Here is a 22,550-nt window from a genome sequence, read left to right on the forward strand (position 1 = left end):
TTGCCGTGCGGGAGGCTTTTTGGGTCTGGGGCTCGTTGCCGGTCTGTTGGCGCGTTGTGTTTGACTTGTGAAAGGGGTAATCGAGATGACATCTGCTGTGGAGCGTGACGGTCGCGCCGTGGTGACCACATGCGGGGGATGCTATGCCGATTGCGCCTTTGCGGCACGCGTTGAGGACGGTCGCGTGGTGGCCGAGTTGCCGGTGCCGGGGCACCCGTGCGCGGCGCGAGCCCTGTGCGCCCGCGGACGGCATCGTCTGGCAATGCCGTTTGACGAGCGCGACTGCATTTTGCACCCCATGCGCCGCCGCCAGGATGGCTCGGGTTTCGATGCCGTGAGCTGGGACGAGGCGTTCTCGGATATTGCGGAGCGCCTCGCGGAGATTATTGACGAGCATAGTGCCCGTGCGCTGGGCATGACGCTCGGCGTGCCCTCGTTCGACCGCTACTGGGCGTATCGTTTTATGCATGCGCTGGGTTCGCCCAACGTATACGGTGCCGATGGTGCCTGCGAGGTTAGCCGACTTACCGGTTGGGAGCACAGCCTGGGCTATAGTCCCGCCTCAGACCTGGCGCATACCGACTGCATCATGTACCTGGGGCGTTCCATTGTCGATTCGTCGACGATGGGGGCCGTTGATGCACTCAACGATGCGCGCCGGCGCGGGGCGAAGATCATCGTGGTCGACCCCCGGCGCAGCGGCTCGGCTGCGCTTGCCGACCGCTGGCTGCGCGTACGCCCGGGCTGCGACTTGGCGCTGCTGTTGGGTATTGCCCACGTGTTGATTGCCGAGGATCTGTACGACCACGAGTTCGTGGACCGCTATACCACGGGTTTTGACGAGCTAGCGCAGGCGGCCCGTCCTTGGACGCCCGAGTGGGCCGAGTCGATGTGCGACGTGCCGGCCGCAGAGATTGTCGCCACGGCGCGCGATCTCGCTGCCGCCGCGCCTGCCGCTGTGGTGGATGCGGGCTTTCATGGTGGCATCGGTATCGCGTATGCCAATAGCACCCAGACCGCGCGCGCTATCTGCTTGGTCGATGTGCTGCTGGGCTGCATCGGGCATGCGGGCGGCGCGCTCAATCCGCCCACGCCGCTTGTGTTGGGCGACCTCGATCCCACGCGCTTTGCGACGCCGCCGGTGCCGCGTGGGCCCAAGCTGGGGTCCGGGCGCTATCCGCTCGTCGATCCCGAGCGCGGCCTGTGCACGACCATCGGTCAGTCGATTCTTGCCGGCGATTTGCGTGGGCTCATCGTCTATGCCAGTAACCCTGGTGCGGGCTATGGCAATGCACAGGCTTGGTTGAGTATTTTGCAGCGGCTCGACTTGCTTGTGACGATTGATATTCGCTGGTCCGAGACGGCACGTGCTTCTGACTTCGTGCTGCCCGACGTGACGTATCTGGAGGCCGACCGCGGCGTGGGCACGGTCGTGGGCCGCAACGACGCGCGCGTGTTCTACCGCAACGCCGTGCTGACCGTTCAGCATGACGACACACGTCCCGGTCGGGAGATTTTTGCCGGTCTGGCGCAGGCGTGTGGCGTGGGCGAGTACTTCCGGTTTACGTCTGACGATCTGGCGGCTGCCCAGGTGGCGCCTTTTGGGATCGATCTGGACGAGCTCAAGGAGCGCGGCTGGGCCGACACGGGTGTTGCGCTGCCGACGCGCACGGGTGAGCCGATGATTCCGCTTGCCGGCGGTAAGATTGCTCTGGCAAGTGACGTATGGGAGCGTGCTGGCCTGGGTCGTGTACTCGACTGGATCGCTCCCATGGTGGAGCCTGGCCCGGGGATGTTTCGCCTTATTAGCGGCAACCGTCCCTTTGAGTCGCACACCTAGCGAAGGCTTGCAGTCCAAGGTGCCGCCGAGGCTGGGTCGGACCTGGATGCCGTGCAGATGAATGCCGATGCTGCTGCGCATATGGGCATCGCCGACGGCGAGATCGTCGAACTCGTGAGCGATATGGGCCGCGACCGCGTGCGCGTGGAGACGACGCCGTATCTGCATCCGGCGTGCATCTTCACCTCGGCCGCCCCCGGTGGGCGTTCGTTTGGCGCCGATGCCGGTGACGCTCAGGCCCTGGGCGTCGGGCCGCTCGACCACACACCGCTGCGCTGGGACCCGTTGACGGGCGCCGCCCTTACTCAGGAAAACGCCGTTCGCGTGGAAAAGATCGCAGAGCACGAGGATAATAACGAGTAATTGACTCAGCTGATGTATTCGACTGATCCACGTTTCTTTTGAAAGGCCGCACATGAGCGATTGCCAGAACATGTCCGATGAGGTACGCGCCCGCCTGCGCGCCATTCCTTCCGTCAACGAGCTGCTTGCCGAGTGGCCGGTTGTGAAGGCGGCGGGGGAGACCTGCGACGCGGTGGCGCATGCCGCCGTCACGGCCGAGCTCGACGAGGAGCGCGCCGCCATTCGCGCCGGTGCCGCCCCGCGCTCTAAGCGCGACCTGGCCTCGGCCATCGAGTGGCGTGCGCACCGCTCCGCGTTGCCGAGCCTGCGCCCCGCCGTCAACGCTACGGGCGTGGTCATCCATACCAACTTGGGCCGCGCCCCGCTCGCGGAGTCGGCGGCAAAGGCCGTGGCCGAGGTCGCGCGCGGGTACAGCACACTCGAGTACAGCGTGGACACCTGCTCGCGTGGGTCGCGCAAGGAACATGCCGCGCAGCTGATCCGCTCGCTTACCGGTGCCGAGGACGCGCTGGTCGTTAATAACAACGCCGCCGCTGTGCTGCTGGTGCTGGCGACCCATGCCGCAGGCAAAGAGGTCATCGTCAGTCGCGGCGAGCTTGTCGAGATTGGCGGCAGCTTCCGCATCCCCGATGTTATGGAGGCCTCGGGTGCCAAGCTCGTTGAGGTCGGCGCCACCAACCGCACGCACCTGGCAGATTATGAGCAAGCCATCACACCCGATACGGCCATGATCCTCAAGGTCCATCCTTCCAACTATCGCATCGAGGGCTTTCACGAGGAGGTGGGCTCTCGGGAGCTTGCCGCCCTGGCCCACAAGCATGGCCTGCTGTTCTACGAGGACCAGGGGTCGGGCGCGCTGTTGCCCGACGACATCTTGGTGCGCGGAGGCGAAGAAACCACGCCGGCTTCGGTCTCGGCGGGGCTCGATATCGTGTCGTGCTCGGGTGATAAACTGCTCGGTGCCGCACAGGCGGGCATTATCATGGGCCGTCGCGATCTGGTCCAGGCCTGCGGGTCGCATCCGCTTATGCGTGCCCTGCGCCCGGGCAAGCTCGCACTGACGGCGCTCGAGGCTACACTGCGCATTTACATGGATGGAGCGGATGTGGCCCATCGCGAGGTGCCGGTGCTCAACATGCTGACGCTTCCGCAGGCTCATCTGGAGCGTCGCGCACGCAAGCTGCGCGAGCTGATGGTGGCAGGCCTCGATAAGGCTGGCTGCCCGTGTGCCGTGCAGGTGGAGATCGTCGAGGAGTCGTCGACTCCCGGCGGCGGCTCGCTGCCTACCGTCGAGCTGCCTACGATGTGTGTGGCCGTCTGCCCTGTCGACGGGCGTCTGTCCGTCGACGCGCTCAAGCGCTCGCTCGTCCAAGATTTCGACACGCCGGTCGTCACGCGTGCCTCGCACGATCGCGTCCTGTTTGACGTGCGCACGCTCGTGGGTGACCGCGATATCGAGACGGCGGCATCGACGTTCGTAGCGTGCGTTGAGAAGGCGATTGCTCGATGAGTGAGGTTAAAGCGCTGGTGGAGTGTCCCGTTATCGTTGGCACGGCGGGCCACGTTGACCATGGTAAGTCGGCACTGATCGAGGCGTTGACCGGCAAGAATCCCGACCGTCTGGAGGTTGAGCGCCGTCGCGGTATGACCGTGGAGCTGGGCTTTGGCGAGCTGGCACTGCCAAGTGGCAAGATCGTTGGCCTGGTCGACGTGCCGGGCCACGCGCATTACTTGCGCGCCATGGTGCAGGGCGCCACGGGCATCGACGTGGCGGTGCTGGTGGTTTCGGCTGTCGAGGGCGTGATGCCGCAGACCCGCGAGCACGTGCATGTGCTGGAGCTGCTGGGCGTTACGCATATGGTGGTCGCGCTGACGATGTGCGACCTGGCCGATAGCGAGATGGTTGATCTGGCCGAGCTCGATGTCGATGACTTTTTGTCGGGTACTGTGTTTGCGGGCGCGCCAATTGTGCCCGTGTCGTCTAAGACGGGCGAGGGGATTGACACGCTGTTGGCCGCGCTTGACGATCAGGTCGGTGCCTGCTGGGATTCCTGCCGCGACCGTGCCGAGCGCACCGATGCTGCGCCGCGCTTGCCGATTGACCGCTGCTTTACGATCAAGGGCGCCGGCACCGTCGTGACAGGGACACTGCACGATGCGCCGGTTGCGGTGGGCGATGAGCTCGTCGCGCTGCCGTCGCGCACGGCCTGCCGCGTACGCGGGATCCAAGTGCATGGCGACACGCAGCAGGCGCTTCCCGGTCAGCGTGTGGCGCTCAACCTAGTTGGTGACGGTGTCGCAGCGCTTGACCGTGGCGAGATGCTGGGCGTGGCGGACCGCTTTGGCCAGACGTTGCGCTTTATGATGACGTTCACCTACCTGGGCCGCGAGGGCACCAAGCCGCGCGTGCTCGAGTCGGGCGCGCGTGTGCATGTGATGGCCGGCACGGCCGAGGTCGTCGGCCGCATCATGCTTTTGGAGGGCGAGGCCCCCATGGCGGTGGGCGAGACCCGTACCGTGCAGGTGCGCCTGGAGGACCCGCTGCCGCTGTGTGCCGGAGACCATGCCGTGGTGCTGTCGTATTCGCCCGTTATGCTTATTGGCGGCGGGCGTGTGCTGCTTTCGCGTTGCCGTCGTTCGCGCGAGCTTGCCGAAGGAGAGCGTGCGCTGTATGTGGCGCTTGAGGCCGGCGATATCGCGGGCGGTGTGGGCGCTTGGCTGGCGCTGCAGACGCTGCCGGTTACGACGGTTGATGTTGCCGAGGCTTTGGATCTTCGTGTTGGCGAGGCCGATGCCGCACTGCGCGGATTGGTGGCGCAGGGCTCCGTTCGCAAGCTTGCCGCGGGCGATGCGGGCCTCTTGGCGGACGCCGTGGTGCTCGACGCCGCGATGGATGCACTGGCGGCGACCCTGTCAGCCATGCACGCGGCGGCTCCCAAGGAGACGGGCTTTACGCCCGGCGCCGTTGCCCATGCTGCGTGGCCTGCCGCTGATGAAGGCGTTGCCGCGGCTCTGATTGCCGAGGGCTGCTCGCGTGGCGTGTGCGCCGCCGAGGGCGCCGAGGTGTTCGACCCGCACTCCGCTGCCGCCGCGGCGCGTGTGGTGCGCGAGGCCTGCGAACGTATCGTTGCCTTGCTGGACGAAGCCGGCCTGGATGCACCGACGTTGCCCGAGGTGGGCGAACAGCTGCAGCTCGGCCGCGACACCATGACGCGTGCCCTGCGCGAGCTTTCGCTTAAACGCGCGATCGTTAAGGTCGAGCGCGACGTTGCCCTGTCCGCTGCCGCCGAGGCCCATGCGCGTGAGCTCGTCGCCGCCGCCGTTGAGGCAGCCGGCGGCGCTGCCACCACGAGCGTGCTGCGCGAGGCCCTGGGCGTGTCGCGTAAACGTGCCATCAGTATCTTGGAGCACCTGGATGCCGTGCGCTTTACGGTGCTCGACAAGGATGCCGGCGGCCTGCGCTCCCTGCGCTAGATTGGCTGCTCGGTTTGGTAAAATACCTCCGCACTTGGGAACGGATGGGCTCCGGTGGGCTCCGCGGTCCTCAAAACCGTTGCGAGGCGTGCAAAACGTCTTGGATGTGTTCGATTCACATACGTTCCCGCCATACGCTACCAGCGCTTTTGTGCTCGCGGTCTTGCTGCGTGCCGCAAAGGCGCTGTTTTGTTTTTGCACGAGCTTTTCGTAGCGCTGCTATTTCTGCGGCGGTATTTGGCTTCGTGTGTCGGGTTTCGAGCGTGCCGATGGAGGTGTTTTGCCGTATGACTACCGTAAGACGGGCCGATCTTTCTTGTGTCGTCCAGGCGGGCGGGCTGTCCTCGCGCATGGGCTGCGATAAGGCGCGCATGCCTTTTTGCGGCGAGCCGCTCATCGAGCGCGTGCTGGGTCGGCTGGCGCCAGTTGCCGGCGAGTTGGTCGTGACGACTTCGCGTCCCAGCGAGCTTGCCTATCTTGAGGAGCACGCGTTTGGCGGCCTGGTGCCGCGTGTGGTGACGGACCTTGAAGGGTCGGCGGGCGCCATGCGCGGCATCGCGAGCTCGTTGGCCGCGGCCCGATTGCCGCTCGTGGCGATCGTCGCCTGCGATATGCCGTTTGTCTCGCCGGAACTCATCGGCGCGCTCGCCGATCGTGTTGAGGCCGAGGCACTCGACGTGTGCGTACCGCGCGAGGAGCGGGGGATTGAGCCACTGTGCGCCGTCTGGCGCCGCGAGGCCTGCGTGCCGATCGCTTGCGAGCTGCTTGCCGGTGACCGTCAGCGAATTCGCTGCCTGATCGACCGGGTGAACGCCGGGTATTTGGATGAGCCGCAGATCGTTAAGGCCGCGGGCTCCACGCTCTGCTTCGAAAACGTCAATACACCCGAGGAGTTTGCGGCGGCCGAGCTGCTCGCCTAGACGATTGGAGTTGCCATGTCTCACGATATTTGTCCCGACACGGGAGAACCTTGCACTTGCGACGGGTCCGAACCCTGTACCTGCGGTTGCGGTGGCTGTGGACATACTGCGGAAGAGGAAGCGGCCGCCGCGGCGTATCGCGATGCACACCGCGAAGGCCCGTCCGGTGATGCTCTCGACCATGAACGCAAGATCATCGTGTCGTTCGACAGCACCTTCGATGTGATGGAATGCGAACAGCTGTGCCTTGCCGCCGGTGTTCCTGGGCGCATCATGCCGCTGCCCGGCTCCATTACCGCCGGCTGCGGGCTATGCTGGGCCATGCCGTTCTCGGGCGATGCGCTCGCCGCCTTCCGCGCCGCCACCGAGGGCCGCATAACCCCTGCCGACTATCATCAGCTCGTCCTCTAACCACCAACACCACCACAAAGGTGCCTGTCCCCAATGTGGTGGTTTGGAACACGTGGACGAAACAGGTTTGAAACACAGGTTTTGCACGTCAGGTGCTCAAAAACGCTTCTACCTGCATCGTAATCAAAACGAAACATCTGCTCGTCGCCTTATGCGAAACTTTGCTGCAACAGTGCGATATTATCCATACTCGATAAAGCTCGCGGCGCATGGGGCGCCTCGAACGACATTTTTCTTTTCCATCAATTGGAGGAAGCATGAGCTACACGCAGAAAGTTCTCGACGAGCTCAAGGCCCGCTATCCCGAGCAGCCTGAGTTCATCCAGGCCGCTACCGAGATCCTCGGCACCATCCAGCCGGCGCTCGACGCCCATCCCGAGTACGAGGAGGCCGCCCTGCTTGAGCGCCTCGTCGAGCCCGAGCGCATCGTCATGTTCCGTGTCCCCTGGGTCGACGACCAGGGCAAGGTCCAGGTCAATCGCGGCTACCGCGTCGAGTTCAACTCTGCCATTGGACCCTACAAGGGCGGCCTGCGCTTTAACCCGACGGTCACCCTGGGTATGCTCAAGTTCCTGGGCCTGGAGCAGATCCTCAAGAACAGCCTGACCACCCTTCCCATGGGCGGCGGCAAGGGCGGCTCCGACTTTGACCCCAAGGGCAAGTCCAACAACGAGATCATGCACTTCTGCCAGTCCTTCATGACCGAGCTCTATCGCCACATTGGCCCCAACACCGACGTTCCCGCCGGCGACCTGGGCGTTGGCGGCCGCGAGGTTGCCTACATGTTCGGTCAGTACAAGCGCCTGACCAACGAGTGGACCGGTGTCCTTACCGGCAAGGGCCTCTCCTTTGGCGGCTCGCTCGCCCGTACCGAGGCCACCGGCTACGGCCTGGTCTACTTTGTGGACGAGTACCTCAAGAGCCGCGGCGACTCCTTCGAGGGCAAGAACGTCGTCGTTCACGGCTCCGGTAACGTCGCTATCTACGCGGTCCAGAAGGTCGCTCAGCTCGGCGGCAAGGTGCTGGCCTGCTCCGACACCCATGGCTGGGTCGAGGATCCCGACGGCATCGACTACACCGTGCTCGAGCATGTCTACAACAAGAAGCGCTCCGGCCACGACAAGGGCGTCACGCTCGCTATGTACGTTGACGAGAAGCCCAACGCCGTGTGGCACGAGGGCGACGGCCGCGGCGTGTGGCAGCTGCCCTGCGACATCGCGCTGCCCTGCGCTCGCGAGAACACGCTGCTGCTCGAGGACGCCCAAGCGCTCGTCGCCAACGGCTGCAAGGTGGTCGGCGAGGGCGCGAACATGCCCACGACCATCGAGGCCACGACCTACTTCCAGGAGAACGGCGTCGCCTTTATGCCCGGTAAGGCTGCCAACGCCGGCGGCGTGCTCGTGTCCGGCCTGGAGATGAGCCAGAACGCCGAGCACCTGTCCTGGACCTTCGAGGAGGTCGACGGCAAGCTCGAGCAGCTCATGCGCGGCATGTTCCACAACGTGGACGACACCGCCAAGGAGTACGGCGAGGAGGGCAATTTCGTCATGGGCGCCAACATCGCCGGCTTCCTGAAGGTCGCCGACGCCATGCTCGCCCAGGGCGTCTGCTAAACCCTGCCTGACATAGCATGTAATGAGGCTCCCAGCTATCGCAGCTGGGAGCCTTTTCTTTCCCGGAGGCGTGGGACAAATTAATCAGTAGTTCTTGTCCCAGGTGCGATAGTTGGTTCGAGCTTATTGCCGCAAGCGACCCTGGGGCAAAAACTACTGATAAATTTGTCCCACGTGGCGTTCTTGTCGTTCGACGGCGTGCGGCCCCTCGTTTGGTACACTTAAAAGTACTGGACAAGTGAAGAGATGGGGGAGAACGTGCTCAAGTTCGGTACCTACGTCCGTGTTGGAAACGCGGCCGAAGCCTATGAGCTCTTACAGAAGAACCGCAACAACAAGATTGTGGGCGGCGGCATCTGGATGCGCCTGGGTTCGCGTCGCGTGGCGACGGCGATTGACCTTTCGGCCTGCGGACTCGATCAGATCGAGGAGACCGAGACCGAGTTTCGCATCGGTGCCATGTGCACCCTGCGCCAGCTCGAGCGTCATGCCGGGCTCAACGCGCTTGTCAACAATGTCTTTGAGTTTGCTGTCCACGACATTGTGGGCGTGCAGCTGCGCAATACCGCCACGGTGGGCGGCAGCATCTACGGTCGCTTTGGCTTCTCGGACGTTCTCTCCGCCTTTCTCGCGCTCGATTCCTATGTTGAGCTGACGGGCGCCGGTCGCGTGCCGCTCGCCGAGTTCGTGGACATGGGCTACGTGCGCGACGTGATCGAGCACGTCGTGGTCGTTAAGCACGACTATCGCGCGAGCTACGAGGCCGTGCGCAAAGCCGCGACCGACTTCCCCTCGCTTAACGTCACTGCCGCCTGGTGGGATAACTCCTGGCACCTCACCGTGGGTGCCCGCCCGCTGCGTGCGACCCTGCTGCAGGGCGAGGCGTGCGGCCTGTTGAGCGAGCAGCCTTCCGAGGACGAGCTTCGAGCCCTTGCCACATCCGTGCGCGCGCTGAGCTACGGCACCAACATGTGGGGTTCGGCCGACTACCGTCGTCGTATCTCGGCCCCGCTTGCCGTACAAGCCGTGCGCCGTGCCGCGGGCATCGAGCTTTCGGCCGCGCTTGCCCACGAGCTCGAGACCGTGCAGATCCCCAAGTTCGCCACGGACGAGTATTCCTGCCGCCGCGTGCCCGGCGTCGATTCTAGCGAGGTGCGCTAATGGCTGCCAAACTCATCGATCTTTCCTTTACGCTCAATGGCCGCAAGGTCAAGGTCCAGATTGCCCCCGACACCATGCTCTTTTCGCTTTTGCGTGAGCAGGGTTGCGCGTCGGTGCGCTGTGCCTGCGAAACCACCAACTGCGGTCTGTGCACGGTGTGGCTCGATGGCGACCCGGTGCTGAGCTGCTCGGTTCCCGCCGCGCGCGTCGAGGGCCGCTCCATCACCACGCTCGAGGGCCTCAAGGCCGAGTCCGAGGCGCTCGCCCGCGCAATGGCTGCCGAAGGCGCCGAGCAGTGCGGTTTTTGCGCACCCGGCCTTATCATGAACGTGCTTGCGCTCGCCCGCGCCGCCAAGGAGGACCCGAGCCTCGTCGCCACGCGCGAGGAGCTCTCGCGCCAGCTCGCTGGCAACCTCTGCCGTTGCAGCGGCTACGAGAGCCAGCTGCGCGCCATCGTCCGCTTTCTCAACGATTCCGGCGTGCAGGTGGGCTTTGAGATACCCGAGCTGCCGGTCAACGACACCAGCTGCGACGGTGTCTCTTACAAGCAGATCACTCACAAGCAGCCCAAGAAGGACTCGAAGGCGCTGCTCGAGGGTCGTCCCGTCTATACGGGCGACCTGGTACCCGCCGGCGCCCTGATCGTCAAGCTCAAGCGCAGCCCGTATGCCCGCGCCAAGATCCGCTCCATCGACACGTCGCGCGCCCTGAAGGTGCCCGGTGTGGTGGGCGTCTACACCTACGAGGACGTGCCCCAGCGCCGCTTTACCATCGCCGGCCAGAGCTATCCGCAGCCGAGTCCCTGCGACCGCCTGATTCTCGAGAACCTCGTCCGTTACCAAAACGAGGAGGTGGCGATCGTCGCCGCCGAGACCGAGGAGGCTGCCGACAAGGCGCTCAAGCTCATCAAGGTCGACTATGAGGTGCTTGAGCCGCTGCTCGACTTTACCCAGGCGCTCGATAACGACATCGTGGTCCACCCCGAGGGCGACGTGACCTTTATGTTCCCGCAGGGCGGCGATGTCCCGCGCAACCTGGTGTGCAGCGGTACCAGCGATTATGGCGATCTGGACGAGGCCTTCGCCCAGAGCGACATCGTCTTTGAGCGCACCTACACCAGCCAGGCCACGCAGACCGCGCCCATGGAGACCTTCCGCGCTTTCGCGACGACCGATGCGTTCGGCCGCATCTCGGTGACCACCTCCACGCAGGTACCCTTCCACGTGCGTCGCATGATCGCGCAGTCGCTCGACATCCCTCAGTCGCAGGTGCAGGTCATTAAGCCGCGCATCGGCGGCGGCTTTGGCTCTAAGCAGACGGGCTGCTGCGAGATCTTCGTGGCGTTCGTGACGCAGCAGACCGGCCGTCCGAGCTACTGCTGCTACACCCGCGAGGAGACCATAACCGCGGGCAACTCGCGTCACCAGATGCAGATGACCGTTAAGCTGGGCGCCATGAACGACGGCACCATCACGGCCATCGATCTGCATACGCTGTCCAACGCCGGAGCGTATGGCGAGCACGCTACCACGACGATTGGCCTTTCGGGCCACAAGAGCCTGCCCATCTACAACCACGTGAAGGCGAGCCGCTTTAGCTGGGACGCCGTCTACACCAATACCAACCGTGGCGGCGCGTATCGTGGCTACGGTGCCACCCAGGGCCAGTTTGCCGTGGAGAGCGCCGTCAACGAGCTCGCCGACATGCTGCACATGGACCCCGCCGACCTGCGCCTTAAGAACATCGTGCGCGAGGGCGAGATCATGCCGCAGTACTACAACGAGAAGCTCAACGCCTGCGCGCTCGACCGCTGCCTGCTGCGCGCGATGGACATGATCGGTTGGCGCGACAAGCCGCTAGCCGTCGACCTAGGCGACCGTGTGCGTGCTCTGGGCTGTGCGCTCACCATGCAGGGCTCGGGCATCTCCAACGTGGATATCGCCGGCATCGACATGCGCTTGGAAGAGGACGGCTTCATTACCATCGGCACCGGCGCCACCGATAACGGCATGGGCGTCGACACGATCCTGGCGCAGATTGCCGCCGAGGAGCTGGGCGTGGAGAGCTCGCTTATCGTGGTGCGCGGCGTGGACACCGATGTGTCGCCGTTCGACGCCGGTTCGTACGCGAGCTCGGGCACGTACGTGACGGGCCTTGCCGCCAAGGACGCCGCGACCGAGCTGCGCGAGAAGATTTGCGCCAAGGCCGCCCAGATGTGGGACGTGGACGCCGCCGATGTGGTCTTTGATGGTCAGTACGTGCGCCTGTCCGACGAGCGTGCCGCGCGCGAGCAGAACCGCTACCTCACGCTGCGCGACTTTGCCAACCTGTGCGTCAAGAACATCGCGGGCGGCGACGCACTCACCTCGCACGCCTCTGCCTGCCTGCCCGTCTCGCCTCCGCCGTTTATGGCCGGCATTGCCGAGGTCGAGGTCGACAAGGCCACCGGCAAGGTGACCGTGGTGGATTACGCCGCTGCCGTTGACTGCGGCACCGTTATCAACGAGGCGCTCGCGCGCGTCCAGGCCGAGGGCGGCATTGCCCAGGGTATCGGCCACGCGCTCTACGAGATCGTCGAGCACGATGAGCGCGGCCGCCTGCGCACCGGCAACTTTATGAGCTACAAGCTGCCCACGCGCCTGGATATCGGCAGCATTCGCGTGGCCTTTGAGCCGAGCTACGAGCCGACGGGTCCGTTTGGTGCCAAGTCGATCGGCGAGGTCGTCATCAACACGCCGCTCGCCGCCGTTGCCTCGGCCGTGGCACACGCCACCGGACATCAGGTTCGCTCGCTGCCGATCACGCCCGAGAAGGCCCTGCTGGGGGAGTAGCGGGTCAGCGAACAAGTCGTAATGGGCGGGGCGGGGTAACTCGCCCCGCCTTTTGTACTCGTGGTGAGGTCGTGAGCCTGTAAAAGGTGTGCGTGCGCTTGCCGTTCGTATCTGCTATCATTCCTAGTCTGTGCGTTCATGCGGGCGTGGCGGAATTGGTAGACGCGCCAGATTTAGGTTCTGGTGGGATTCCCGTGAAGGTTCGAGTCCTTTCGCCCGCACCATCGCACCTGCGTCGGCCCTGGCCGTCGCGACACTTTGTTGCATAAAGGTACCAGCACCTCAGATAAGCTGGGCAGTATGAGGAGGAACGTGTTGAACATCACCGCTTCTGACGTCAAGGACGCCAAGCTCACCGCTACGGTCACCATCCCGGCCGCCGACGTCGACGCCGCGATCAAGAAGGCCTACAAGGACACCGCCAAGAAGTACCGCTTCCCGGGCTTCCGTGCCGGCAAGGCTCCCCGTCCGGTCATCGACTCCGCTCTTGGCGCCGAGGCTACCCTCGCTCAGGCCACCAACGACCTGATCGCCGCCAACGAGCCTGCCGTCCTCAACGAGCTGGACATCGTCCCCACCAAGAACGGTGACTACAAGGAGCTCGACCTCGCCAAGGATCACGAGGACTACACCTACACCGTCGAGTTCTCCCTGCGTCCCGCCGCCGAGCTCTCCTCCTTCGACGCTGTCGAGATCGAGATGCCCCCTGCGGAGGTCACCGAGTCCGAGATCAACAACCAGGTCGAGATGCTCCTCAACTACCGTGCCACCTTCGAGGACGTCGAGGGCCGCGCTGTTGAGGCCGAGGACTACGTTACCGTCGACCTCAAGGCCGTCGAGAACGCCGACAACTTCGCCGCCGAGGGCCGCATGCTCATCGCCGGTAGCGACAGCAACCCCAAGGAGTTCAACGAGGCCCTGATCGGCGCTAACGTTGACGACGTTAAGACCGTCACCTGGACCGACGAGGTCGAGGAGGGCGAGGAGGCCGAGACCCACACCGTCGAGGTCACCGTCAAGGGCATCAAGGTCCGCAACACCCCCGAGCTCACCGACGAGCTCGTCAAGTCCGACTTTGGCTTCGACAGCATCGACGCCATGCGCGACGCCATCAAGATCGAGATCGAGCAGGACAAGGCTTCCCGCCTTCCGGCCGAGAAGGAGAACCGTTGCGTCTCCGCTCTCGCCGAGCGCCTGCAGCTCGACGAGATGGATGCCGACTACGAGCAGTCCGTCTTTGAGGAGCTTGGCCAGAACTTCCTGTCCAACCTCGCTGCCCGCGGCATGACGCTGGACACCTGGCTGCCCGCTTCCGGCCTGACCATGGAGCAGTTCATCGGCGACCTGCACAAGCAGGCCAATGACGTTGCCCGTGAGTCCCTGGCTCTCGACGCCCTCGCCCGCGAGCTCAAGATCGAGGTCACCGAGGACGACGTCAACGCCGAGTTCGAGAAGGCCGGCGTCAAGGACGTCGAGGCTTCCAAGGCCGAGTTCATCGCCGATGGCCGCATGCCTGCCGTCCGCGAGTCCATTCGTCGCTCCAAGGCCGTCGACCACCTGGTCGAGAACGCCAAGGTGACCGAGGTCGACGAGACCGCCAAGGACGCCGAGTAATTCTCGCCACCTTGCCCGCGAGCGCATGCACGCGCCCGTGATGGGGTAAAGTTATAAGCCGGTTATCCGGTTGCTTCGTACGGTGCCAGCCAATGCATAGCATGCGGGCACCGTACGTTTATCTAGAACCAATTTGGTCCGCAAGAGAGAAATGGAGATGCGTATGATCGCTAAGTTCGATTCCGCCCTCGTGCCATACGTTATCGAGCAGACGCCGCGCGGCGAGCGCAGCTACGATATCTATTCGCGCCTGCTCAACGACCGCATCATCTTCTTGGGCGAGGAGATCAACTCCGTCAGCGCCAATCTGGTCGTTGCCCAGCTGCTGCATCTTGAGAGCCAGGATGCCGAGAAGGATATCTCGCTCTACATCAATTCGCCCGGTGGCGAGGTTTACTCCGGCCTGGCGATTCTTGACACCATGAACTTCATCAAGCCGCAGGTCTCCACCATCTGCGTCGGTATGGCCGCGTCCATGGCTGCCGTGCTGCTTTCGGCCGGCGCTAAGGGCAAGCGCTTCTGCCTGCCGCACTCCAAGGTCATGATTCACCAGCCCAGCGGCGGTGCCCAGGGTCAGCAGACCGAGATCGAGATCGTGGCCGAGGAGATCAAGAAGACCCGTCGCGAGCTCAACCAGATCCTGTCCGACGCCTCGGGTCAGCCCATCGAGAAGGTCCAGGCCGACACCGAGCGCGACAACTACCTGACCGCTGCCGAGGCCCTCGACTACGGCCTGATCGACCGCATCGTCACCTCGCGCGATCTCGCCGCGAAGGACGCCTAGGATGGCAGGTAACATGCAGGACAATTTTGACGAGAACGGCAACCCCATCCGCTGCTCCTTCTGCGGAAAAGAGCAGGGGCAGGTACGCCGTCTCGTAAAGGGCCCGACCAACATCTTTATCTGTGACGAGTGCGTTGCTGCCTGCTCTGAGATTCTGGAAGAGTCGCTGGCTTCGGACTTTATGGACGCTGCCCGCAACGGCAAGCTGCCAGGCTTCCTCAACGACCACGGTCAGGCTGCATCCCAGCCCGCCGTGGACCCGGAGACCGAGGGCTTTGAGCTTGAGGACGACCGCCAGGTCATTACGCACGTGCCGACGCCGCACGAGATCTATGACGAGCTTTCGGCCTATGTCATGGGCCAGGAGGACGCCAAGCGCGCCATGTCGGTGGCCGTGTACAACCACTATCGCCGCGTGATCGAGGGCGGCGCCGCGCTTTCGGCCTTTGACGACGGCTTGGACTCGCAGCTCGACGACGATATGGACGAGGTGGAGCTCGCCAAGTCCAATATCCTGCTGCTCGGTCCCACCGGTACCGGTAAGACCCTGCTGGCCCAGACGCTCGCGCGCATCCTCGAAGTGCCGTTTGCCATTGCCGACGCCACCGCGCTTACCGAGGCAGGTTACGTGGGCGAGGATGTTGAGAACATCCTGCTCAAGCTCATCAACGCCGCCGATGGCGACATCGAGCGCGCGCAGGTTGGCATTATCTACGTGGACGAGATTGACAAGATCGCCCGCAAGGCCGAGAACCTCTCCATCACCCGCGACGTTTCGGGCGAGGGCGTTCAGCAGGCGCTGCTTAAGATCCTTGAGGGCACGGTGGCCAGCGTTCCGCCCACCGGCGGCCGCAAGCATCCCCAGCAGGAGCTGCTGCAGATCGACACGACCAACATCCTGTTCATCTGCGGTGGTGCCTTCGTGGGTCTGGACAAGATCATCGCCGATCGCGTGGGAAACAAGGGCGTGGGCTTTAACTCCGAGATCGCCGGCCCCACCTCGGTCGACGAGAACGACCTGCTGCGTCAGGTGCTCCCGCAGGACCTCAACGCCTTTGGCATGATCCCCGAGTTCGTGGGCCGTACGCCCGTCGTCACCCAGACGCAGGCGCTTGACGAGGACGACTTGGTGTCGATTCTGACCGAGCCCAAGAACGCCGTGGTGCGCCAGTATCGTAAGATGTTCCAGCTCGAGGACGTTGAGCTTGAGTTTGAGGATGCGGCCCTGCACGAGATCGCCCTCATGGCGCTCGCCCGCAAGACCGGCGCCCGCGGCCTGCGCTCCATCTGCGAGGACGTGCTGCAGCAGACAATGTTCGATTTGCCCAGTGAGGAGGGTGTTTCCAAGGTCGTTGTGACCGAAGCCTCCGTCAAGGGCGAAGAGCAGCCCCAGCGCATCTACGGCTAAACCAGCCTAAAGCGTGTTTGCAAATAGCCTCCGACCACCCGCGGTCGGAGGCTATTTTATAGATACGCAATAACCCCAACTACCTGTGGTATTCTGTGTGTTTGTTTAAGCCTCAGCGAAGTCGATTCAGACTGAAGTAATCGATACCTAAGGCGTGTCCGCCTGCTTGGTTTTCGTAGATTCCGCACGAGCCGAAGAGCACTTAATGTGCTCTTCGTGCGAGCCAGGACCTGACCGAGCGAAAACCAAGCAGGCGGACACGCCGACGGGCAAGGGAGAGATATATGGAAGAAATGCCCAAGAACTACGATCCGTCGACCAACGAGCCGGCGATCCTGCAGAAGTGGCTCGACGGCGGCTACTACAAGCGCCGCGAGGGCGTGGGCGACTGCACCGTCACCATTCCGCCTCCCAATGTGACCGGCAAGCTCCACATGGGCCACGCCACCGACGACTCCATCCAGGACGCCATCATCCGTATGGCCCGTATGCGCGGCAAGTCCACGCGCTGGGTGCTGGGTACCGACCACGCCGGTATCGCCACGCAGACCAAGGTCGACAAAAAGCTCAAGAGCGAAGGCATCAGCCGCCTGGAGATCGGCCGCGATAAGTTTGTCGACGCCTGCTGGGACTGGACCCACGAGTACGGCGGCATCATCGTTGAGCAGATCAAGCGCATGGGCTGCTCCGTCGACTTCGATAACGAGCGCTTCACCATGGACGAGGACTACGCCCAGGCCGTGCGCAAGGTGTTCTGCGACTGGTATCACGACGGCCTGATCTACCGCGGCAAGCGTATCGTCAACTGGTGCCCCAACTGCACCACCGCTATCTCGGACGACGAGGCCGAGTACAAGGACGAGAAGGGCCACCTGTGGCACCTGCGCTACCCGCTGACCGAGCCGGTCAACGGCCAGGACTACATCGTCGTCGCCACCACGCGCCCCGAGACCATGCTCGGCGACACGGGCGTTGCCGTCTCCCCGAAGGATCCCGAGAAGGCTGCCTTTGTGGGTAAGACCGTCAAGCTCCCCATCGTCGACCGCGAGATCCCCATCTTTGAGGACTGGCACGTCGACGCCAACTTCGGCTCCGGCTTCGTCAAGGTTACCCCGGCCCACGACCCCAACGATTACGCCATGGGTCAGGCACACGACCTGCCGCAGATCAATATCTTTGACGAGCACGCGGTGGTCGTCGAGGGCTACGGTGAGTTCACCGGCATGAACCGCGACGAGTGCCGCGAGGCCGTCATCAAGTGGTTCGACGAGCACGGCCTGCTCGATCACGTCGACGATCACGACCACTCCGTCATGCACTGCTACCGCTGCGATTCCGCCCTGGAGCCGTGGCTGTCCGAGCAGTGGTTCGTCGCCGTCGACAAGCTCAAAGGGCCGGCGCTCGACGCCGTCAACTCCGGCAAGGTCACCTTCCACCCCGCGCGCTGGACGCAGACCTACACCACCTGGATGGAGAACCTCAAGGACTGGTGCATCAGCCGTCAGCTTTGGTGGGGCCACCGTATCCCCGTGTTCTACTGCGAGGACTGCGGCTGGGAGGACGCCCTTACCGAGGACACCGACGTGTGCCCCAAGTGCGGCGGCCATCACGTCCATCAGGACGAGAACGTGCTCGACACCTGGTTTAGCTCGCAGCTGTGGACTTTCGCCACGCAGGGCTGGCCGCAAAAGCCGGAGCTGCTCGAGGGCCATCACCCCACGACGGCGCTCGTCACCGCGCGCGACATTATCGCGCTGTGGGTCGCCCGCATGGTCATGAGCTCGCTGTACTTCCTGGACGAGGTGCCGTTTAAGGACGTCGTCATCTATCCGACGATTCTGGCCAAGGACGGCAGCCGCATGTCCAAGTCCAAGGGCAACGGCGTTGACCCCATGGACCTCATTGGCATGTACGGCGCCGACGCCATGCGCTACAACCTGCTGACGCTGTGCACCAACAACCAGGATGTCAAGTTCGACGCGAACATCGATAAGAAGACCAAGCAGCTCATCGACAGCCCGCGCACCGAGCAGGCCAAGTCGTTTGTGACCAAGATCTGGAACGCCAGCCGCTTCCTGCTCATGAACATGGAGGGCTACACGCCCGGCGAGCCCGTCGTGGAGACGCCGGCCGACGCCTGGATGTTCAGCCGCCTGGCCAAGGCCGTCAAGATGGTCACCGAGGGCATCGAGAACTACACCTTTGGCGACATGGCCCGCGGCGTGCAGCAGTTCTTCTGGAACGAGGTCTGCGACTGGTACGTCGAGGTCACCAAGGCCCGCCTGAAGGGCGAGGGCCGTCTGCAGGCTCAGCGCAACCTGATCTTTGTACTCGACACCTCCATTCGCCTGATGCACCCGCTCATGCCGTTTGTCACCGAGGAGATCTGGGACAACATGCCGGCGAGCGTGCTCGACCTGGACGCCGAGGGCAACGTGGACCGCGCCGAGGCGCTCATGATCGCCAAGTGGCCCGAGCCCGCCGACTACGCCAAGTATGTCGACGAGGACGCCGAGCGTGCGTTTGAGCTGTGCCGCACCGTGGTGTCTGCCGCTCGCGCCACCCGTTCGCGTTATCGCTTGAGCCCCAAGGCCGAGCTCGACGTGGTCGTGCGCGCCGGTGCCGAGGATATCGAGAAGCTCGAGAGCCTGCGCTCGGCCATCGAGCCGCTGGCGAACACCGCCTCGCTGGTCATGGGTACCGACGTCAAGAAGCCGGCCGCAAGCATCGCCGTGGTCGACAGCGGCGTCGAGGCCTTTGTGGTGCTCGAGGGCAAGGTCGACCTCTCGGCCGAGAAGGCGCGCCTGGAGAAGGAGATCGCTGCGGCTCAGAAGGAGCTTGCCGGCTGCGAGAAGACGCTGGCCAACGAGGGCTTTGTGGCTAAGGCCGCGCCCGCGGTGGTCCAGAAGAAGAGGGACCGTGCAGCTGAGCTCAAGGAGATCCTGGCGGCGCTGACCTCGCAGGTTGCTGACTTCTCGTAAGACGTACTGAGGGGCGCGTCCCGACGCTTTGCTCTCCGCTGCGGACAGTCCTGCGCAAGACGGACAGCACATTAAGTGCTGTCCTTTGCGTGCGGAACTTGCGGCGAGCAAAGCGTCGGCCCGCTCCTAGTTCGTTTACGTGGCTGTTTGCATCTGGTTTGTCAGGGCCACTGGGTTGTGGCCTTGACTCTGCTGCAAGCGGATTGTGGCTGATATTTTGAACGCGAGGGGCTCATTGTTTTGATGGGCCTCTTTTTATGTTGATGGGACTTTGGTTATGGCTAAGCGTTCTGGCTTGTATTGTGTGCCGTTCTCGTTTGAGTTGCTTTCGTTTGATGATGCTGTGGGGCTTGCTGCCGATACGGGACGGATTTCTGGGGATGCTGGCCCGTTGCTCGAGACGGTCATCGATATGCTCGATGAGCTGGGGCGTCCCGACGAGTATTTCGATTGTATTCAGGTTGCCGGTACCAATGGCAAGACTTCGACCACGCGCTTTTCGGCCGCCATCCTTCGCGGCGAGGGGCTCAAGACTGCGCTGTATACGTCGCCGCAGCTTGTTCGCTATCCCGAGCGCATGGAGGTCGATGGCCGCGTCGTGAACGATGAGGCCTTTGCCCGCGGTGTTTCTGCCGCAGTTGAGGCGGGCCGTCGCGTGAATGCGCATCGTGAGCCGGCGGGGGAGCGCGCCTATACCATCACCCCGTTTGACCTGCTAACGGCTGCCGCGCTTGTGGTGTTTGCCGAGGCCGCGGTGGATGTCGCTGTGCTCGAGGTCGGCATGGGCGGGCGTTGGGACGCCACGAGCGCGACCGATCCCGTTGCCGTTGCCATTACGGGTATCGGACTCGATCACACGCGCATTTTGGGCGACACGCTCCAGGCCATTGCGGGGGAGAAGGCCGCGGTCATCAAGCCCGGACGCCTGGTTGTGCTGGGCGAGGGCACGCATGAGGCGAGCGTCCAGCGCGTGATGGATACTCGCTGCCACGAGTGCGACGTGGTGCCGCTTGTGGTGAGCCACGCCACGACTAAGGTGCCGCAGCACGTGGGCGATACGGTGGAGTTTAGCTGTACCACGCCGCGTGCGATCTATACGTCGAGCATGGTGAAGCCGGCGTATCAGCCGCAGAATGCCGCGTGCGCGATCATGCTGTGCGAGGGCTATCTGGGCCGCGAGCTCGACCACGACGCACTCGATGCTTCGCTCATGGGTTGCCCCACGCCGGGTCGCTTTGATGTGCTGGGGACCGATCCGCTCAAGCTGATTGACGCCTGCCATAACCCCCAGAGCTGCGAGAACTTTGTGAGCGCACTGGACGAGATCGATCCGTGCGTTGAGAATCGCCCCATGTTGCTGTGCGCCGCGCTGGCTGACAAGGACGTGGCGGGCATCGTCGACGTGCTGATTCCGGCCTTCCCGCGCGTGGTCGTGACGCAGACCGATTCCGATCGCGCCCTGCCGGCAGGGGAGCTCGCCGCCCTTGTTGACGCCGACAAGCTCGCGGGCGTGTATCCCAGCGTGTCCGAGGCTCTCGCCGCCTTCGAGGCTGCTGGCGAGCCCTTCGTAGCCGCCGGCACCATCACCCTAGCCGGCGAAGTGGCCTGCCTGCTGCGCTAACCTCACTCGCCGGGCAGTTGATTTTGGCTGCCCGCCACGAAATAGGCCTATCTACTACTTTTTACCGACTACCCCCGAACACACCGAAAAGCGCGAAAACAAAACCGCAGGTAGAAGGCTTGCCGTCTTTGCGAAAACACGGGTATGGTCGACCCATGCGGGATAAAAGTAGTAGATGGGCCGTTTTCGTGGCGCTGCCTAATCAGAATGCGGCAAAGAGACAGCCCCTTTGCCGCATTTGTCACATTTGTCACATTGTTAGGCTGGCTAGTCTAGGCGCACAGCCTCGTGGGGGTAGGCGTTGAGGATCTCGACACCGGACTCGGTGACCAGGGCCAGGTCCTCGATACGGACGCCGGTGCGGCCGGGGAGGTAGATGCCCGGCTCGATGGAAAACGTCATGCCCGGCTCTATGACCTGCTCGTTGACGAGCGAAACGTCGCCCGGCTCGTGGTCCTGCAGGCCGATCGAGTGACCCAGGCGGTGCGTAAAGTACTTGCCGTAGCCCGCGTCCTCAATCACGTCGCGCGCGGCGCGATCCAGGTCGCACATGCGCACACCCGGTGCGATGAGCGCCTCGGCAGCCTCGTTGGCGCGGCGCACGATGTCGTAGATGCGTGCCGTCTCCTCGTCCGGCTCGCCCCAAAAGAACGTGCGCGTCATATCCGAGCAATAGTTGCGATGGCGCCCACCAATATCGAACAGAACCACGTCGCCGCGCTTGAGCACGGTGTCGTCGGGCTCGTGGTGCGGGTCGCCGGCGTTGGCGCCAAAGCTTACGATAGGCGGAAAGCTAAAGTCCTCGCAGTCGTGCTTGCGGTACAGGCCGAGCATCTGGTCGGCAATTTCGCGCTCCGTCACGCCCTCGTGGACAAGCTTGATTGCGTCGGCCATCACGGCATCGTTGGCGGCCGAGGACACGCGCATAAGCTCCTGCTCGGCGACATCTTTGTGGGTGCGCGCGGCAGTAACGGCAAAGTCGCCTAGGAAAAACTCGCTCGCGGCGTGGCGCTCCATGAGGGGCATCAAAAAGCCGGAGCGCATGACGGTGTCGATGCCGAGCGGTTTGTTCGGATCGACCTCGCGTGCGATGGCGTCGGTCACGACATCGGTATCGGTGTGATAGGCGACGCGCGCATTGTCATACTCTGGCAGCTGGTGCAGGGCGTTGACTAGGACCACCGGCTCGCTACCGCGTGTGAGCAGCACGCCACAAAAACGCTCGAACATATCGGCATAAAAACCGGTCAGGTAATAGATCGACCATGGGTCGTTTACGAGCAGCTGTGCGCCGGGGTGCTGAGCCTCGAGCGCATCGAGCACGCGCGCCACGCGCCGGTCATCGACATGTGCCATGAAACATCCTTTCGCTAGGCTGCCACCATGGTATCCCATGCCCGGCACATAGGGACGTTCCTTTTATGCCGGCACCTTGGGACACTCCTTTGCATCCCATGCGGCCCTCATAAGTTACGGTGAAATACGGACTGTTTAGCGGCCTAAAGCCATAAAACAGTCCGTATTTCACC

At 63.6% G+C, this 22,550-nt stretch carries 15 protein-coding genes, 2 tRNA genes and 1 pseudogene; 17 read left to right on the forward strand and 1 reads right to left on the reverse strand.

The genetic code is table 11. From position 1 onward, the window contains the following. The first annotated feature begins 85 nt into the window (after positions 1 to 85). From I2D57_RS02625 to I2D57_RS02700, 17 genes and pseudogenes are all read left to right on the forward strand, one after another. Positions 86 to 1,840 carry a molybdopterin-containing oxidoreductase family protein gene (locus I2D57_RS02625; protein ID WP_195361362.1) on the forward strand — a complete coding sequence of 585 codons (1,755 nt, stop codon included), beginning with the start codon at positions 86 to 88 and terminating at the stop codon, positions 1,838 to 1,840. Between the two features lie 51 nt (positions 1,841 to 1,891). Continuing rightward, positions 1,892 to 2,203 (forward strand): molybdopterin dinucleotide binding domain-containing protein, encoded by a 312-nt coding sequence (locus I2D57_RS02630; RefSeq protein WP_195361363.1) that lies wholly within the window; start codon positions 1,892 to 1,894, stop codon positions 2,201 to 2,203. A 52-nt stretch (positions 2,204 to 2,255) separates the two neighbouring features. Next, on the forward strand, positions 2,256 to 3,713 hold the full coding sequence (gene selA / locus I2D57_RS02635) for an L-seryl-tRNA(Sec) selenium transferase (RefSeq protein ID WP_229055582.1): 1,458 nt from the start codon (positions 2,256 to 2,258) through the stop codon (positions 3,711 to 3,713). After that, positions 3,710 to 5,677 (forward strand): selenocysteine-specific translation elongation factor, encoded by a 1,968-nt coding sequence (gene selB, locus I2D57_RS02640; protein ID WP_195361364.1) that lies wholly within the window; start codon positions 3,710 to 3,712, stop codon positions 5,675 to 5,677. Before selA ends, selB begins: the two co-directional genes overlap by 4 nt. Positions 5,678 to 5,713: 36 nt before the next feature. After that, positions 5,714 to 5,810 (forward strand) — tRNA-Sec (locus I2D57_RS02645). 154 nt (positions 5,811 to 5,964) lie between these two features. After that, positions 5,965 to 6,597 carry a molybdenum cofactor guanylyltransferase gene (gene mobA / locus I2D57_RS02650; protein WP_195361365.1) on the forward strand — a complete coding sequence of 211 codons (633 nt, stop codon included), beginning with the start codon at positions 5,965 to 5,967 and terminating at the stop codon, positions 6,595 to 6,597. Positions 6,598 to 6,612: 15 nt separating this feature from the next. Next, positions 6,613 to 7,008, forward strand: coding sequence for a DUF3343 domain-containing protein (locus I2D57_RS02655; RefSeq protein ID WP_195361366.1), 396 nt, complete (start codon positions 6,613 to 6,615; stop codon positions 7,006 to 7,008). Between the two features lie 257 nt (positions 7,009 to 7,265). After that, positions 7,266 to 8,621 carry an NADP-specific glutamate dehydrogenase gene (gdhA, locus tag I2D57_RS02660; protein WP_195361367.1) on the forward strand — a complete coding sequence of 452 codons (1,356 nt, stop codon included), beginning with the start codon at positions 7,266 to 7,268 and terminating at the stop codon, positions 8,619 to 8,621. 258 nt (positions 8,622 to 8,879) lie between these two features. Further along, positions 8,880 to 9,782, forward strand: a complete 903-nt coding sequence (locus tag I2D57_RS02665) for an FAD binding domain-containing protein (RefSeq protein WP_324249184.1) — start codon at positions 8,880 to 8,882, stop codon at positions 9,780 to 9,782. 74 nt (positions 9,783 to 9,856) lie between these two features. Beyond that, a pseudogene (locus I2D57_RS10070) lies at positions 9,857 to 10,225 on the forward strand ((2Fe-2S)-binding protein); the annotation flags it as partial. Between the two features lie 198 nt (positions 10,226 to 10,423). Continuing rightward, positions 10,424 to 12,613 (forward strand): xanthine dehydrogenase family protein molybdopterin-binding subunit, encoded by a 2,190-nt coding sequence (locus tag I2D57_RS02670; RefSeq protein WP_411161250.1) that lies wholly within the window; start codon positions 10,424 to 10,426, stop codon positions 12,611 to 12,613. Positions 12,614 to 12,753: 140 nt separating this feature from the next. Next, positions 12,754 to 12,837 (forward strand) — tRNA-Leu (locus tag I2D57_RS02675). Between the two features lie 88 nt (positions 12,838 to 12,925). Continuing rightward, entirely contained in the window at positions 12,926 to 14,227 is a 1,302-nt protein-coding gene (gene tig / locus I2D57_RS02680; RefSeq protein WP_270225965.1) for a trigger factor, read from the forward strand. 163 nt (positions 14,228 to 14,390) lie between these two features. Further along, positions 14,391 to 15,011 carry an ATP-dependent Clp protease proteolytic subunit gene (locus I2D57_RS02685; RefSeq protein WP_022095182.1) on the forward strand — a complete coding sequence of 207 codons (621 nt, stop codon included), beginning with the start codon at positions 14,391 to 14,393 and terminating at the stop codon, positions 15,009 to 15,011. 1 nt (position 15,012) lies between these two features. After that, positions 15,013 to 16,419 (forward strand): ATP-dependent Clp protease ATP-binding subunit ClpX, encoded by a 1,407-nt coding sequence (gene clpX / locus I2D57_RS02690; RefSeq protein ID WP_195361370.1) that lies wholly within the window; start codon positions 15,013 to 15,015, stop codon positions 16,417 to 16,419. 284 nt (positions 16,420 to 16,703) lie between these two features. After that, positions 16,704 to 19,400 (forward strand): valine--tRNA ligase, encoded by a 2,697-nt coding sequence (locus tag I2D57_RS02695; protein ID WP_195361371.1) that lies wholly within the window; start codon positions 16,704 to 16,706, stop codon positions 19,398 to 19,400. A gap of 277 nt (positions 19,401 to 19,677) precedes the next feature. Then, on the forward strand, positions 19,678 to 21,021 hold the full coding sequence (locus I2D57_RS02700; protein ID WP_195361372.1) for a bifunctional folylpolyglutamate synthase/dihydrofolate synthase: 1,344 nt from the start codon (positions 19,678 to 19,680) through the stop codon (positions 21,019 to 21,021). 267 nt (positions 21,022 to 21,288) lie between these two features. Here I2D57_RS02700 and I2D57_RS02705 read toward each other — a convergent pair whose 3' ends face one another. After that, positions 21,289 to 22,377 (reverse strand): M24 family metallopeptidase, encoded by a 1,089-nt coding sequence (locus I2D57_RS02705; RefSeq protein ID WP_195361373.1) that lies wholly within the window; start codon positions 22,375 to 22,377, stop codon positions 21,289 to 21,291. Positions 22,378 to 22,550: the final 173 nt, after the last annotated feature.

The sequence above is a fragment of the Collinsella aerofaciens genome (genome assembly GCF_015553355.1).
GTDB classification, from domain to species: Bacteria; Actinomycetota; Coriobacteriia; order Coriobacteriales; family Coriobacteriaceae; genus Collinsella; species Collinsella aerofaciens_V.